The organism is Xanthomonas sontii, assembly GCF_040529055.1.
Classification (GTDB): domain Bacteria; phylum Pseudomonadota; class Gammaproteobacteria; order Xanthomonadales; family Xanthomonadaceae; genus Xanthomonas_A; species Xanthomonas_A sontii.
In genome coordinates this window covers 2,798,452-2,812,356 of sequence record NZ_CP132342.1, presented here as the reverse complement: position 1 = coordinate 2,812,356, position 13,905 = coordinate 2,798,452, and the positions used below count along the sequence as shown (strand labels likewise).

At 70.9% G+C, this 13,905-nt stretch carries 12 protein-coding genes; 5 read left to right on the top strand and 7 right to left on the bottom strand.

The window, feature by feature from the left end; genetic code table 11:
• Positions 1 to 31: 31 nt before the first annotated feature.
• The gene (gene htpX / locus RAB70_RS11850) at positions 32 to 916 is read right to left on the bottom strand and encodes a protease HtpX (RefSeq protein ID WP_017909331.1); all 885 of its coding nucleotides are present in this window, start codon (positions 914 to 916) and stop codon (positions 32 to 34) included.
• 103 nt (positions 917 to 1,019) lie between these two features.
• On the opposite strand from htpX, the gene gluQRS reads away from it, so the two are divergent.
• The 3 genes from gluQRS (at position 1,020) to phaR (ending at position 3,475) form a co-directional block, all read left to right on the top strand.
• A complete protein-coding gene (gluQRS, locus tag RAB70_RS11845; protein ID WP_148830080.1) occupies positions 1,020 to 1,946 on the top strand; it encodes a tRNA glutamyl-Q(34) synthetase GluQRS in 927 nt (308 codons plus the stop codon).
• A gap of 62 nt (positions 1,947 to 2,008) precedes the next feature.
• Positions 2,009 to 2,749 (top strand): beta-ketoacyl-ACP reductase, encoded by a 741-nt coding sequence (locus tag RAB70_RS11840; protein WP_017909333.1) that lies wholly within the window; start codon positions 2,009 to 2,011, stop codon positions 2,747 to 2,749.
• Between the two features lie 207 nt (positions 2,750 to 2,956).
• Positions 2,957 to 3,475: a polyhydroxyalkanoate synthesis repressor PhaR gene (gene phaR, locus RAB70_RS11835; RefSeq protein WP_017909334.1), complete on the top strand. Its 519-nt coding sequence runs from the start codon at positions 2,957 to 2,959 to the stop codon at positions 3,473 to 3,475.
• 322 nt (positions 3,476 to 3,797) lie between these two features.
• On the opposite strand, the gene RAB70_RS11830 is transcribed toward phaR, so the two are convergent.
• The 6 genes from RAB70_RS11830 to RAB70_RS11805 all read right to left on the bottom strand — a co-directional run bounded on the left by RAB70_RS11830 (position 3,798) and on the right by RAB70_RS11805 (position 11,363).
• Complete coding sequence (locus RAB70_RS11830; RefSeq protein ID WP_148829166.1) at positions 3,798 to 4,778, bottom strand: TraB/GumN family protein; 981 nt, start codon at positions 4,776 to 4,778, stop codon at positions 3,798 to 3,800.
• 13 nt (positions 4,779 to 4,791) lie between these two features.
• Entirely contained in the window at positions 4,792 to 5,721 is a 930-nt protein-coding gene (locus RAB70_RS11825; protein ID WP_148829165.1) for a DUF1684 domain-containing protein, read from the bottom strand.
• On the bottom strand, positions 5,721 to 7,601 hold the full coding sequence (mutL, locus tag RAB70_RS11820) for a DNA mismatch repair endonuclease MutL (RefSeq protein ID WP_148829164.1): 1,881 nt from the start codon (positions 7,599 to 7,601) through the stop codon (positions 5,721 to 5,723). The genes RAB70_RS11825 and mutL overlap by 1 nt, the downstream gene beginning before the upstream one ends.
• Positions 7,602 to 7,735: 134 nt before the next feature.
• A complete protein-coding gene (locus RAB70_RS11815) occupies positions 7,736 to 9,316 on the bottom strand; it encodes an N-acetylmuramoyl-L-alanine amidase (RefSeq protein WP_148829163.1) in 1,581 nt (526 codons plus the stop codon).
• A gap of 80 nt (positions 9,317 to 9,396) precedes the next feature.
• Positions 9,397 to 9,879, bottom strand: coding sequence for a tRNA (adenosine(37)-N6)-threonylcarbamoyltransferase complex ATPase subunit type 1 TsaE (gene tsaE, locus RAB70_RS11810; RefSeq protein WP_148829162.1), 483 nt, complete (start codon positions 9,877 to 9,879; stop codon positions 9,397 to 9,399).
• Positions 9,876 to 11,363 (bottom strand): NAD(P)H-hydrate dehydratase, encoded by a 1,488-nt coding sequence (locus RAB70_RS11805; RefSeq protein ID WP_148829161.1) that lies wholly within the window; start codon positions 11,361 to 11,363, stop codon positions 9,876 to 9,878. Before RAB70_RS11805 ends, tsaE begins: the two co-directional genes overlap by 4 nt.
• Before the next feature lie 23 nt (positions 11,364 to 11,386).
• Between RAB70_RS11805 and queG the strand changes: the two genes are divergently transcribed.
• Together queG and xseA are read left to right on the top strand one after the other, a co-directional pair.
• Positions 11,387 to 12,511, top strand: coding sequence for a tRNA epoxyqueuosine(34) reductase QueG (gene queG, locus RAB70_RS11800; RefSeq protein WP_148829160.1), 1,125 nt, complete (start codon positions 11,387 to 11,389; stop codon positions 12,509 to 12,511).
• A gap of 26 nt (positions 12,512 to 12,537) precedes the next feature.
• Positions 12,538 to 13,878 (top strand): exodeoxyribonuclease VII large subunit, encoded by a 1,341-nt coding sequence (gene xseA, locus RAB70_RS11795; protein ID WP_148829159.1) that lies wholly within the window; start codon positions 12,538 to 12,540, stop codon positions 13,876 to 13,878.
• Positions 13,879 to 13,905: the final 27 nt, after the last annotated feature.

The window sequence follows — 13,905 nt, the reverse complement described above, 5'->3', positions numbered from 1 at the left end:
CCGCCGGCCGGCATGTCGATCTAGCGAACTATCAGCTCACCGTCGCGTTGACGTGCGAGGCGCGCAGGGTGGCGATGCGCTCGGACAGCGGCGGGTGGCTCATGAACAGCTTGCGCAGGCCCTGGCCCAGGCCACCGGCGATGCCGAAGGCCTGCACCTGCGACGGCAAGGTGCTCTGGCCATGGTTGAGTTCCAGCCGCTGCAGCGCCGCGATCATCTTGGCGCGGCCGGCCAGGCTGGCGCCGCCGGCGTCGGCGCGGAACTCGCGGTAGCGCGAGAACCACATCGCGATCATCGTCGCGAACAGGCCGAACACCAGCTCCAGCACCATCACGATCGCGTAGTAGGCCAGGCCGCGGCGGCCGTCGCGGTTGCCGGACAGGTAGCTGTCGACCACGCCGCCGACCACGCGCGCCAATACGATCACGAAGGTGTTGAGCACGCCCTGCAGCAATGCCATGGTCACCATGTCGCCATTGGCGATGTGGCTGATCTCATGGCCCAGCACCGCCTCGGCCTCGTCCTCGGTCATGTTCTGCAGCAGGCCGGTGGAAACGGCGACCAGCGCATTGTTGCGGTTGGCGCCGGTGGCGAAGGCGTTGATTTCCGGACCGTCGTACACGGCAACCTCGGGCATGCCGATGCCGGCGGCCTGCGCCTGGCGCTGCACGGTCTGCAGCAGCCAGCGCTCGGTGTGGTTGCGCGGCTCGGTGATCACCTGCGCACCGGTGGCGCGCTTGGCCATGAACTTGGACAGCAGCAGCGACACCAGCGAGCCGCCGAAGCCGAAGATCGCGGCCATCACCAGCAGGCCGCCCATCTGGTTGGGGTTGACCCCGAACACGGACATGACAATGCCGGCCAGCACCAGCACCGCCAGGTTGGTGATGAGGAACAGGACGATACGATTGAACATGTGAGCGTGGGCTCCGCACAGATCAAATGGAAGGATTGGCTCGAATCTGCGGTGTCGGCCGCTTGAATTCAAGCGCGCACCTGACCGAGGATTCAGCTTGTCCATGTCCCCGCCTCCCTACCGCGGCCGCTTCGCGCCCTCGCCCACCGGCCCGCTGCACCTGGGTTCGCTGCTCGCCGCCTTCGGCAGTTGGTTGCTCGCCCGCCACGCCGGCGGCCAGTGGCTGCTGCGCATCGAGGACGTGGACCGCCCGCGCAGCGTGCCCGGCGCCGCCGAGCGGCAACTGGCGAGCCTGCGCGCCTGCGGCCTGGAGGCCGACGGACCGGTGCTGCGGCAGCGCGAGCGCGACCCGGTCTACCGCGACGCCCTGCAGCGGCTGCTGCAGGCCGGCCTCGCCTTCCCCTGCAGTTGCAGCCGCAGCGCCCTGGCGGCGCAGGGCGGCGTGCACCACGCTTGCGTCACCGATGCGCCACGCGCACAGCCGGCCATCCGTCTGCGCGTGCCGCCCGGTACGGCCAGCGTGGTGGCCTTCGACGACGCGGTGCGCGGCCGGCTGGCCCAGGACGTCCATGCCGAGGTCGGCGATGTGGTGCTGCTGCGCGCCGACGGCTGCTGGGCCTACCAACTGGCCGTGGTGGTCGACGATGCCGCGCAAGGCATCACCGACGTGGTGCGCGGCGCGGACCTGCTGGACTCCACGCCACGGCAGATCCTGCTGCAGCGTGCGCTGGGCCTGCCCACGCCGCGCTACCTGCACCTGCCGCTGCTGCTCGACGCCGATGGCCGCAAGCTGTCCAAGTCGCACGCGGCGCTGCCGCTGGACGATGCCGACCCGCTGCCGGCGCTGCGCCTGGCCTGGGCGACGCTGGGCCAGCCGCCGGCAGCGTTGGCCGGCGCCGGGTCGGTGCCGGCGCTGCTGGCCGCCGCGCTGCGCGCCTTCGACCCGGCGCGGTTGCCGGCGCAGGACCGACGCGTGGACGATGCGGCGCCGGTCGCACCAGCTATCCCCAGCGACATCAAGGCTGACTAGAATCGGACCCTGGGCCGCGCCGCGGCCGTCCTTTCCCACCATTTCTATCCGGAGCGACATCCATGACATCACGCGTTGCGCTGGTCACCGGCGGCACCGGCGGCATCGGCACCGCAATCTGCGAGCGGCTGGCCGCGCAGGGCCACCGCGTGGCCAGCAACTACCGCGACCAGGCCAAGGCCCTGGCCTGGCAGCAGCGCATGCGCGAACGTGGCCACGACGTCGCCATCGTCCCCGGCGACGTCGCCTCGCCCGAACACGCGCAGACCCTGGTGCGTGAGGTCGAACGCCAACTCGGCCCGGTCGAGATCCTGGTCAACAACGCCGGCATCACCCGCGACACCACCTTCCACAAGATGACCGCCGAGCAATGGCACGAAGTCATCAACACCAACCTCAACTCGGTGTTCAACGTCACCCGCCCGGTGATCGAGGGCATGCGCCAGAAGCGTTGGGGGCGGGTCATCCAGATCAGTTCGATCAACGGCCTCAAGGGCCAGTACGGCCAGGCCAACTACGCTGCGGCCAAGGCCGGCATGCACGGCTTCACCATTTCCCTGGCGCGCGAGAACGCCAGCTACGGCATCACCGTCAACACGGTCTCGCCCGGCTATGTCGCCACCGACATGGTGATGGCGGTGCCGGAGGAAGTGCGCGCCAAGATCGCCGCCGACATCCCCACCGGGCGCCTCGGCAAGCCGGAGGAGATCGCCTACGCCGTGGCGTTCCTGGTCGCCGAAGAGGCCGCGTGGATCACCGGCTCGAACCTGGACATCAACGGCGGCCACCACATGGGGTGGTGAGCGGCTGAATCGCTCAGGCGGCGGCATTCGCGCGAGGTAACGCTATCCCGCATTGGCCGCCACGGCGGCCTGTGGACTTTTGCTGCGGTGCGAATGCTGCGCAGCATGATTTTTTTGCTGCACCCGCGTGTTCAGGTACTTTCGGCGGTTGCAAGCCCTGCTGCGCTGCGCCATGCTGCGCGCCTACCGTCACAGAGCGATCGCTTCATGGCTGAGATTCGCATCATCAAGAAGTATCCCAATCGCCGCCTCTACGACACCGAGATCTCCAGTTACATCACCATCGAAGACGTCCGCCAGCTGATCATCGACGGCGAGGAATTCGAAGTCCGCGACGCCAAGACCGGCGAAGACCTCAGCCGCGCAGTGCTGCTGCAGATCATCGCCGACCAGGAACAGGACGGCGAACCGATGCTGTCCACGCAGTTGCTCAGCCAGATCATCCGCTTCTACGGCGACTCGCTGCAGGGCTTCATGGGCAACTATCTGGAGCGCAGCATGCAGGTGTTCCTCGACCAGCAGCAGCAGTTCCGCCAGCAGATGGGCAATCTGCTGGGGCAGACCCCGTGGACCATGATGAACCAGCTCACCGAGCGCAACCTGGAGCTGTGGCAGGAATTCCAGCGCAACCTCGGCGCCGGCTTCGGCCGCCCGGCCGCTGGCGCGGGCACCGGCAAGCCTGGCGAACCGCCGGCGGGCGCCGCACCGAAGTCGCGTCCGCGCTGAGGATTGCGGCCGGGTGAGGTTCGGCGGGGCGCTTCGCGCCCCTACCCTCACCCCAACCCCTCTCCCGATGGGAGAGGGGCTCCAGCTTCTCCCTTCTCCCGTTGGGAGAAGGTGCCCCGAAGGGGCGGATGAGGGTACGGGCGAAGCCTCGCGGATTTGATTCGACGGAGCGCTTCGCGCCCTTACCCTCACCCCAACCCCTCTCCCGGCGGGAGAGGGGCTCCAACCTCTCCCTTCTCCCATTGGGACCACGGCCCCCTTTTGGGGGGAAGGTGCCCCGAAGGGGCGGATGAGGGTACGGGCGAAGCCTCGCAGGCGTGTGTCAGCGCGACTTCGCCGGCTTGCAATTCCCGCAGATCCGCTCGACCTTGTAACCACGCGCACGCAGGCCATCGACCACGCCGTCCGGCCCGAGCAGGTGCAGCGCACCCACCACCACCAGGGTGTCGCCGCCGCCGTCCTTCAGGCGCTGCTCCAGGCGCGGCAGCCAGGCCTGGTTGCGCTCCACGTCGATGCGCTGGTACAGCCGCGGGTAGTCGCGCTTCATCTGCGCGCCGATCTCCTGCCACAGCTGGCGCTCGTCGCCGCGGCGCCAGGCATCGTGCAGGCGCAGGGTCTGCGCCGCGCCCTGCTCGGCGTCGTCCAGCGCCTCGGTCAGCATCTGCTTCTGCTCCACCGGGTCCATGCCGTCGAGCAGGTCGATCTGCGCCTGCGCGGTCTCCAGGCCCTCGGCACTCTTGCCGTCCTGCAAGGCCAGTGTCATGAAATGACGATCCAGCCCGGCATCGGCCTCCAGGCCCTGCGCCTTCATGTCGGCGATGCTGATGCTGAGGCCGACGAACCACGGCTCGAAGCCGCTCATCTGCGCCAGCGGCAGGCCGTGGCCGGCGGCATAGCGGCGCAGCCGCTCCCAGGTCGCCGGGTCCAGATCGTCCTGCAGCCGCTTGCCGTCGTGGCGTTGCGCCGCCTGCAGCATCTGCGCACCCAGCTGCGGCGCATCCACGTCCTTCGGCGCCAGTTCGAACAGCAACCGCGGCGACGCCGCGTAGGCCGCATCGACTTCGCGCGCCAGCGGATAGTCGTCGGCCTTGAGCATGTGGAACGAGCCCAGCAGGTACAGCGTGCCGCGCGGGCCGCTGACCTTCCACAACAGCGGCGTGGGCGGCACCACCGTGGGCGCTGCGGCGACGGGCGCGACAGGCGTCGCGGCCACCGGCGGCGGCGTGCGGGCCAGTGCCGGCAGCACCAGGCACAGCGACAGGCCCAGCAGCAGGCGGCGCAACAGGCGCGGGAACGGGGTCATCGGCATCCTCGGGTCAATGGGCGGCGGCGTAGGCCTTCTCGCCGGCATCCACCGCCAGGTCGAGGCGGTTCTCCGGCGGCGGCAACGGACAGGTGGCAAACGGGGTGAACGCGCACGGCGGGTCGTAGGCGCGGTTGAAATCCAGCACCACGCTGCCGTCGGCCGCGGGCGGGTCCACGTCCAGGAAGCGCCCGGCGGGGTAGCTGCCGTGACCGCTGGTGCGGTCGGCGAACACCACGAACAGCGGCTGGCCGGGTTCGCCGATCGCCTGCAGGCGGTAGCGCTTGCCGCCGCGCTCGAACTCCAGCGCACCGGGATTCGGCGATGGCGTGGTGACGCCGATGATGTCGACGATGGGCAGGGTCGTGCCCGGTGGATTGGGCACGAAACGCCCGCGCACGCGCCAGGATTCGGCCAGCGGCCAGTACGGCACGCCTGCGAAACCGAGCCGGGTCGGCGCATCGGCGTGCTTGACCCGCAGCGCATAACGACCGCCACGTTCGATCAGGCTGAGCTTGCCCTTGCCGTCGTCGAAGTCGATCACCGTTGGCTGCGGATCGTGGTCGCTGTACACGCGGATCCGCCCCTGCACCGGCGCGCCGGCGACGCTGAGGGCGGCGCCGCGCTCGGGGGTCAGGTACACCTCGCGCTGCGCCTGCGACACCAGCGCCATCCTCGCCGGCCCCACCGCCAGGCGGATGCCGCTGTCCGGGCCGCTGCCGATGTAGTGCTCCTTCAATTCCAGCCAGTGCAGGCCGACCAGGCTGGTCCAGCCGTCCGGCGCCTGCAGTTCGCGCTGGCGCTGCGCACGCCAGGCTTGTTCGTCCGCAACGAACCGTGCGTCCATCGCCTTCGGCGCGGCCGGTGCCGGCGCCTGCTTGCCGCAACCACCCAAGGCGACGAGCGCCGCCAGCAGCGCTGCCGTCCACATCCGCTTGTCCATCACCGCCCCCGCAGGAACCAACGATCGATCTCGCCCAGGGTGAACCGTGCCCAGGTCGGACGCCCATGATTGCATTGTCCGGAGCGCTCGGTGGCTTCCATGTCGCGCAGCAGTGCGTTCATTTCCGGAATGGTGAGGCGGCGGTTGGCGCGCACCGCGCCGTGGCAGGCCATGGTCGACAGCAGCGCATCGCGCGCGCCGGCGACACGACCGCTGTGGCCGTGTTCGCGCAGGTCGGTCAGCACGTCGCGCAGCAAGGCCTCCGGCTCGGCCTGCGCCAGCAGTGCGGGAATGCTGCGCACGTGCAGCGATTGCGGTCCGCTGCGGGTGATCTCGAACCCGAGCGCGGCCAGCGTCTCCGCCTCGCGCTCGGCGGTGTCGGCATCGCGTTCGCCGACTGCCAGGGTGATCGGCACCAGCAACGGCTGCGCATGCAGGCCGATGCCATCGTGCGCGGTCTTCAAACGCTCGTAGCCGATGCGCTCGTGCGCGGCGTGCATGTCGACCACGATCAGGCCGTCGGCGTTCTCGGCCAGGATGTAGATGCCGTGCAATTGCGCGATCGCGTAGCCGAGCGGCGGCACGCCGCTGTCGGCGGCAGTCGGCGGCAGGCCGCCCGCCAGGTCCTGGGTCTGCCGCGGCAGGCCGGCGGCGCTTCCCGCGTCGGCGGTGGGCGCGTACAGCGCCGCGTACGCTGCAGGCGCCTCTTCCACGCGCAAACCCAACGGCGATTGCGCCGGGCGCCACTGCGCGCCGTAACCATAACCCTGCCCGCCGCCGCCCGCGCCACTGCCGCCGCTCGGCAGGCCGGCGGGCGCCCAGGCTGCGGTGCCCGCGGCAGGCACCGCGGTCGTCGCTTCGGCACCGAGCGTGCCCGGCAGGCTGCCGGCACGGGTCTGCGCCAGCGCGTCCTGCAGCGTGCGATAGACGAAATCGTGGATCAGCCGCGCGTCGCGGAAGCGCACCTCGTGCTTGGCCGGATGCACGTTGACGTCGACCCGCGCCGGCTCCAGTTCCAGGAACAGCACATAGGCCGGCTGGCGGCCATGGAACAGCACGTCGCCGTAGGCCATCTTCACCGCGTGGGCGACGCTGCGATCGCGCACCGAGCGGCCGTTGACGTAGAGGTATTGCTGGTCGGCACTGGCGCGCGAGTAATGCGGCTGCGCGATCCAGCCATGCAGGCGCAGGCCGGCACCGCTGTGGTCCACGCGCAGTGCCTGCTTTGCGAAGTCTTCGCCCAGGGTCTCGCCCAGGCGCGCGTCCGAGTACAGATCGCCCGGCTTGTAGCGCCGCGACGGCTTGCCGTTGTGCGAGACGCGCAGCTCCACGTCCGGGCGCGCCAGCGCCAGCGAGCGCAGCCACTCCTCGATGTGGCCCAGTTCGGTGCGTTCGGCGCGCAGGAACTTGCGCCGCGCCGGCACGTTGTAGAACAGCTCGCGGACCTCGACCAGGGTGCCCGGCGGCAACGCACGCGGCTGCACCTCGCCGACCTTGCCGCCGTCGACCTGCAGGGCAGCGCCGTGTTCGTCTCCGGATCGGCGCGAGGCCAGGGTGAAGCGGCTGACCGAGGCGATCGACGGCAACGCCTCGCCGCGGAACCCCAGCGTGCCCACCGATTCCAGGTCGTCCAGCGAGGCGATCTTGCTGGTCGCGTGCCGCGAGATGGCTAGCGGCAGTTCCTCGGGCGCGATGCCGCCACCGTCGTCGCGGATGCGGATCAGGCGCACGCCGCCTTCTTCCAGATCGATGTCGACGCGGTGCGCACCGGCGTCCAGCGCGTTCTCCACCAGTTCCTTGACGACAGAGGCCGGACGCTCGACCACTTCGCCGGCGGCGATCTGGTTGATCAGGATCTCGGGCAGCTGACGGATGCTCATGCCGTCCTCGCTCCATGCGCGCACAGACGCGCGTCGGTCGTGGCGACAGGACGAAAACGACAGCAGGCAAAGGACATCGGCACGGCTCGCGGCGCGGACGCCGTCATCGAGGATCAGCCGTTAATGATAGCGCCTCAGCGGCTGCCGCCGGCCACCGTGCTGGCCGCTTCCGCCTCGGCCTGCGCGCGCGCGGCGAACAACGTGCCCGGCGGCGGCTGCCGGGTGAAGAAGGTGCTGACGCCATCGAGCACGGCACCGGCGATGCGGCGCTGGTAGGCCGGATCGGTCAGCCGGCGTTCTTCGTCCGGGTTGGAGATGAAGGCGGTCTCGACCAGCATCGCCGGCATGTCCGAGGTGCGCAGCACCGCGAAGTTCGCGCGCTCGATCTCGGGCTTGTGGTTGTTGCCGATCCGCTTGAGTCCGCCCAGCACTTGCTCGGCCGCATCTTCGGAGGACTTCATGTGGCCGCTCTGGGCCAGGTCCAGCAAGACGTTGGCAAGCGTACTGTCGGTTTTCTGCAGGCGCACGCCGCCGATCAGGTCGGCGGCGTTTTCCTTGTCCGCCAGCCAGCGCGCGCGCTGCGAGGACGCGCCCTTGGTCGACAGCACATAGACCGAGGAACCGGTCGCGCTGCGGTTCTCGGCCGCGTCGGCGTGGATCGAGATGAAGATGTCGGCCTTGGCCGCACGCGCCTTCTGCGCGCGCATCGGCAGAGGAATGAACACGTCTGTGGTGCGGGTCATGTAGGCCTTCATGCCCGGCGTGGCGTTGATCTGGCGCGCCAGTTCGCGGCCGATCGCCAGGGTCACGTCCTTCTCGTGCTTGCCGGTCGGACCGCTGGCACCGGGATCCTGGCCGCCATGGCCGGGATCGATGGCCACGATCAGCGGACGCATGCCGGGCGCCATCTTCACCCGCGAGGCCGCGCTCGGCATCACCGGCCGTGCTTCGGCGGCAGCAACCACCGCCGCATCGTCGTCCGCGTCGTCACGCTCGGACGGCGCGTTCGCCGGCGGCGCGACTGTCGCAGGCGCCGGCGTCGGCACAACGCCGGGCACAGGACGGCCGGCCACCGCGGCAGCAACGCTCGGCGCAGAGGCAACGACGGTCGGGGCTGGCGTGGGCGCGGCGGGCGGCGGCACCGGGGTCGGCGCTGGCTGGCTGGCACGCTGCACCACCGACGAGGTCAGCGCCGCGGTCGCGCGTGCGGCTTCGGCGCGCGCATCCACTACCGGCTTGGGCGCTGCAACAGGCGTGGCCTGCGGCAGCGGGGCCACGGCTGCCGGCGCGTCGGCGGCGACCGCCTTGCCCGCCGGGGCCTCGCCCGGCCACTCGATCACCAGCACCGAACTGCCGCCGATGGTCTGCATCTGCGGCTTGAACGCCACCACCGAACTGCTCAGGTCGAACACGATGCGCAAGGTGCCCGGCACCGGATGCCCGGTGCGCACTGCGCTGACAACGCCGCCGCCGGCCGGCAGCTTCAGGCCCTTGGCAGCGGAGGAATCGGGAAGATCGACGACCAGGCGATTCGGATTGGCCAGCGACAGCGTGCTGAAGCCACCGCTGCCCTGCAGGCGGATCTCGGCGCGGGTGCCGGTGGCGCCGTTGTCGAGCGAGACCGACTGCACCTGCCCGGCAAACGCCGTCTGCGCCGCCAGGCACCAGCCTGCGGCAGCGGCGAAACTGGCGAAAAAACGGGTCCCCGGGCGCATAACGCGATTCAAACATCGCCGGGAGTCAAAGGCAAGCGGTTTTCCCTTAATAATCCATAACCTGCCTTCACTTTCTAGCGTCAGCCGGCAAAAAGTCCCTGCAAGTCGGCCTGCTGGGCCAGCTGCGCCAGCCAGGCGGTCCCCACATCGGTACGCGCCTGCAGGGCGACACGACGCCCGTCGCCGTGCACCGCCAGGCGCACGTCCAGATCGGCGGGCGCCAGCACGTCGCCGCCGCGTTCGGGCCATTCCACCAGCCACAGCGTGGCCCCGCCCTCGTCCAGCCCGAGGAAATCCAGCTCGCCCGCCGCGCCGATGCGGTACAGATCCAGGTGCCAGGCCTCGCCATCGGCCAGCGGGTAACGCTCCACCAGGGTGTAGGTAGGGCTGCGGATCGCGCCCTGCACCCCGAGCGCGCGCAGCAGCGCCCGTGCCAGGGTCGATTTGCCGGCACCCAGATCCCCGTGCAGATGCACCGCGGCCTGCGTCGGGCGGGTCGCGGCCAGCGCGCGACCGAGCCGTTCGGTGGCCTGGCTGTCGGGCAGGAACAAGCTGAGGCTCATGGTTCGGATTCCGGATTGGACAGGCGCCGCAGCGCCGGCAACAGGTCGGTGGGCAGCAGGCCGCGCTGGCCGTCGGCGGCCGCGCGATCGCCGGCGCCGGCATGCAGCAGCGCGCCGACGCTGGCCGCCTCGAACGCCGGCAACCCTTGCGCGCGCAGCGCAGCGACCACCCCGGTCAACAGGTCGCCCATGCCGCCAACCGCCATGCCCGGATTGCCGGCGGCGATCACCCGCGGCACCTGCCCGGGCGCGGCGACCAGGCTGCCGGCCCCCTTCAGCACAATCGTCGCCTGGTAGCGTTCGGCCAAGGCCGCAGCGGCCGCGAAGCGATCGCGCTGCACCTCGGCGGTGGCGATGCCGAGCAGGCGCCCGGCCTCGCCCGGATGCGGCGTCAGTACCGCCTGCGGGACGGGCCGCGGCGCCTGCGCAAGCAGGTTCAATGCATCGGCGTCCAGGATCAGCGCGCGGTCCGAATCGGCCAGGACCGTCTGCCACAGCGCCTGCGCCCAATCGTCCTGGCCAAGCCCGGGCCCGAGCGCGACCACACTGGCCTTGCGCAGCAACGGCGCCAGTGCCGCCGCCTCGTCGACCGCATGCGCCATCGCTTCCGGGCAGCGCGCCAGCAGCGGCGCCACGTGCGCGCTGCGGGTCGCCACGCTGACCAGGCCGACCCCGCTGCGCAGGGCCGATTCGGCACTGAGCATCACCGCTCCGCCGCTGCCGAGGTTGCCGCCGACGCACAGCACATGCCCGGAATCGCCCTTGTGGCTGTCCTGCCGGCGCGGCGCCAGATGGCGGCGCAAGGCGCCGACGGTCCAGGCCTGTGCGCGCGGCGCGCAGTTGGCGAATGCGGCGGGCGGCACCTCCAGCGTGGCCAGCGCGCGCTCGCCGACATGGTTCAAGGCCGCACCGGTATGCAAACCGGCGTGGGCCACGATGAACTGCAAGGTCAGCGTCGCCGGCAACACCGCGCCGGGCACGCTGCCGGTTTCGGCGTCCACGCCGCTGGGCACATCCAGCGCCAGTACCGGCGCGCCAAGTCCACCCAGCGCGCCGAGCAGCGCCGCCAGTTCGGCGTCCGGCGCGCGATTGAGGCCGATGCCCAGCAACGCATCGACCACCACGTCGGCCGGCGCCAGTGCCGCGTCGAACTCCTCGATGCGACCGCCGACGCCGATGTAGTCGGTGCAGGCACGCTGCGCCAGCGGCGATTGCGGACCGCGCCCGGGCAACTGCAGCACGCGCACCTGGCGCCCGGCGCGATGCGCCAGCCGCGCCAGCACGTAGCCATCGCCACCGTTGTTGCCGCTGCCGCAGGACACCAGGATGCGCTGCGCCTGCGGCCAGCGCTGCAGCAGCGTCTGCCACGCGGCCTGGCCGGCGCGCTGCATCAGCGCATAGCCGTCGCCGCCCAGCAGCGCGGTGGCCTGCGCATCGATGCGGCGCGCGTCCGCGGTGGCATAGAGATCGAAGCCGTCGTACATGCACGGGATTCTATACTTGCGCGATGTCCGCCCGTCTCGACATCGCCGATCCCCACGCCGCCGCCGCGCGCATCCGCGCGCTGGCGCGCACGTTCGGCTTCCAGCGCTGCGGTATCGCCGGCATCGAACTGCAGCAGGACGAGGCGCATCTGCGCGACTGGCTGGAACAGGGCCTGTACGGGACGATGCACTGGATGGTCCAGCATGGCGACAAGCGTTCCCGCCCGGCCGAACTCATTCCCGGCACATTGCGGGTCATCTCGGTGGGCCTGGACTACGGCCGCAACGACGACGATTCGGCCTGGGACACGCTGCGCGACGGCGCGCGCGCCTACGTCGCGCGCTATGCGCTGGGCCGCGACTACCACAAGCTGATGCGCAACCGTCTGCAGAAGCTGGCCGAGCGCATCCAGGACGAGATCGGCCCGTTCGGCCACCGCGTGTTCGTCGATTCGGCGCCGGTGCTCGAACGCGCCCTGGCGCGCGACGCCGGCCTGGGCTGGATCGGCAAGCACACCTGCCTGATCGACCGCAACGGCGGCTCCTGGTTCTTCCTCGGCGAGATCTACGTCGATCTGCCGCTGCCGATCGACCCGCCGGCCAGCGCCCACTGCGGCACCTGCACGCGCTGCATCGACGTCTGCCCGACCCAGGCGATCGTCGCGCCGTACCGGCTCGATGCGCGCCGCTGCATCGCCTACCTCACCATCGAACACGACGGCGCGATTCCCGAGGAACTGCGCGCGGCGATCGGCAACCGCATCTTCGGCTGCGACGACTGCCAGCTGATCTGCCCCTGGAACAAATTCGCCAAGCGCAGCGACGAACCGGACTTCCGTGCGCGCAACGACCTGGACAAGGCCACGCTGGCGCAGCTGTTCGCCTGGGAGGAAGACGAGTTCCTGCGCCGCACCGAAGGCAGCGCGATCCGCCGCAGCGGTCACGAGCGCTGGCTGCGCAATCTGGCAGTGGCGCTGGGCAACGCGCCGACCACGCCGCAGGTACTGGCTGCGCTCGGCGCGCGCGCGCAGCATCCGTCGCCGCTGGTGCGCGAGCACGTGCAGTGGGCGCTGGCCAGGCATACGCAAGCACCGGCCGACGTGGCAGCGCCGGCATCACCGGCGCCGAAAGCCGACGTGCGAGGATAGGCGCCCGTACGCCCTGCACTGCCCGCATGCCCGATCGCACCGACCAGATCCTCAGCCCCAGCCAGCTCAACACGCTGGCCCGCGACCTGCTGGAGAGCACGTTCTCGGTGGCCTGGGTGGAGGGCGAACTGGGCAACGTCACCCGCCCCTCGTCCGGCCACCTCTACTTCACCCTGAAGGATGCGCGCGCGCAGGTGCGCTGCGCGATGTTCAAGCCCAAGAGCCAATGGCTGCGGTTCGTGCCGCGCGAAGGCCTGCGCGTACTGGCGCGCGGGCGCCTGACCCTGTACGAAGCGCGCGGCGACTACCAGTTGGTGCTGGATCATCTGGAGGAAGCCGGCGAAGGCGCGCTGCGCCGCGCGTTCGAGGAGCTCAAGGCGCGGCTCGCCGCCGAGGGTCTGTTCGCCAGCGAGCGCAAGCGCGCCCTGCCCGGCTTCGTGCGGCGCCTGGCGGTCATCACCTCGCCCAGCGGCGCCGCCGTGCGCGATGTGCTGAGCGTGCTCGGCCGGCGCATGCCGCTGCTGCAGGTGGACATCCTGCCGAGCCTGGTCCAGGGCGACAGCGCCGCGGCGCAGATTGCCGCCTTGCTGCGCCAGGCCGACGCCAGCGGCCGCTACGACGCGATCCTGCTGACCCGCGGCGGCGGCTCGCTGGAGGACCTGTGGGCATTCAACGACGAACACCTGGCACGCACCATCGCCGCGGCAGTCACCCCGGTGGTGTCGGCCGTCGGCCACGAGACCGACGTGACCCTGGCCGATTTCGCCGCCGACCTGCGCGCGCCCACCCCGTCGGTCGCCGCCGAATTGCTGGTCCCCGACCAGCGCGATCTCGGCGCGCGCCTGCGTTCCCAGCATGCCGCGTTGCTGCGCTGGCAGCAGCACCGGCTGCGGCAAGCGCAGCAACGCGCCGACCGCGCCCTGCTGCGCCTGCAGGCGCAGAGCCCGCAGGTGCGCCTGCAGTTGCTGCAGCGCCGCCAGCACGAGATCGGACGGCGGCTGGCGGCGGTGTGGCGGCAACAGCAGGAACGCCGGCATGCCCAGTTGCGCCATGCCGCCGCGGTGCTGCGCGCCGCGCAGCCGCAACGGCGGCTGGCGATGCTGCGGGTGCGCCTGCTGGCGCTGGGCCGACGTCCGCAGGCGGCGATGGCGCGGCAACTGCAGACCGATGCGCAGCGCCTGCGCGCACTGGCGCGCGCCCTGGAGACGGTCAGCCCGCTGGCCACCGTGGCGCGCGGCTACAGCATCCTGACCCGCGTCGACGACGGCAGCGTGGTGCGCTCGGCCGCCCAGGTGGCGCCCGGCGATCGGCTGCGCGCACGCCTGGCCGACGGCGAACTGCAACTGCGCGCCGAGCGCGCAGAGTGACCCATCCACCCGCATCGCCTCGCCACC

What these genes read in the sequence shown, in the direction of transcription:
- RAB70_RS11840 (WP_017909333.1), top strand. Translation starts at nt 2,009, where the DNA reads ATGACATCACGCGTTGCGCTGGTCACCGGCGGCACCGGCGGCATCGGC.
- queG (WP_148829160.1), top strand. Translation starts at nt 11,387, where the DNA reads ATGTCCGCCCGTCTCGACATCGCCGATCCCCACGCCGCCGCCGCGCGC.
- phaR (WP_017909334.1), top strand. Translation starts at nt 2,957, where the DNA reads ATGGCTGAGATTCGCATCATCAAGAAGTATCCCAATCGCCGCCTCTAC.
- RAB70_RS11825 (WP_148829165.1), bottom strand. Translation starts at nt 5,721, where the DNA reads ATGGACAAGCGGATGTGGACGGCAGCGCTGCTGGCGGCGCTCGTCGCC.
- RAB70_RS11815 (WP_148829163.1), bottom strand. Translation starts at nt 9,316, where the DNA reads ATGCGCCCGGGGACCCGTTTTTTCGCCAGTTTCGCCGCTGCCGCAGGC.
- htpX (WP_017909331.1), bottom strand. Translation starts at nt 916, where the DNA reads ATGTTCAATCGTATCGTCCTGTTCCTCATCACCAACCTGGCGGTGCTG.
- xseA (WP_148829159.1), top strand. Translation starts at nt 12,538, where the DNA reads ATGCCCGATCGCACCGACCAGATCCTCAGCCCCAGCCAGCTCAACACG.
- mutL (WP_148829164.1), bottom strand. Translation starts at nt 7,601, where the DNA reads ATGAGCATCCGTCAGCTGCCCGAGATCCTGATCAACCAGATCGCCGCC.
- gluQRS (WP_148830080.1), top strand. Translation starts at nt 1,020, where the DNA reads ATGTCCCCGCCTCCCTACCGCGGCCGCTTCGCGCCCTCGCCCACCGGC.
- RAB70_RS11830 (WP_148829166.1), bottom strand. Translation starts at nt 4,778, where the DNA reads ATGACCCCGTTCCCGCGCCTGTTGCGCCGCCTGCTGCTGGGCCTGTCG.
- RAB70_RS11805 (WP_148829161.1), bottom strand. Translation starts at nt 11,363, where the DNA reads ATGTACGACGGCTTCGATCTCTATGCCACCGCGGACGCGCGCCGCATC.
- tsaE (WP_148829162.1), bottom strand. Translation starts at nt 9,879, where the DNA reads ATGAGCCTCAGCTTGTTCCTGCCCGACAGCCAGGCCACCGAACGGCTC.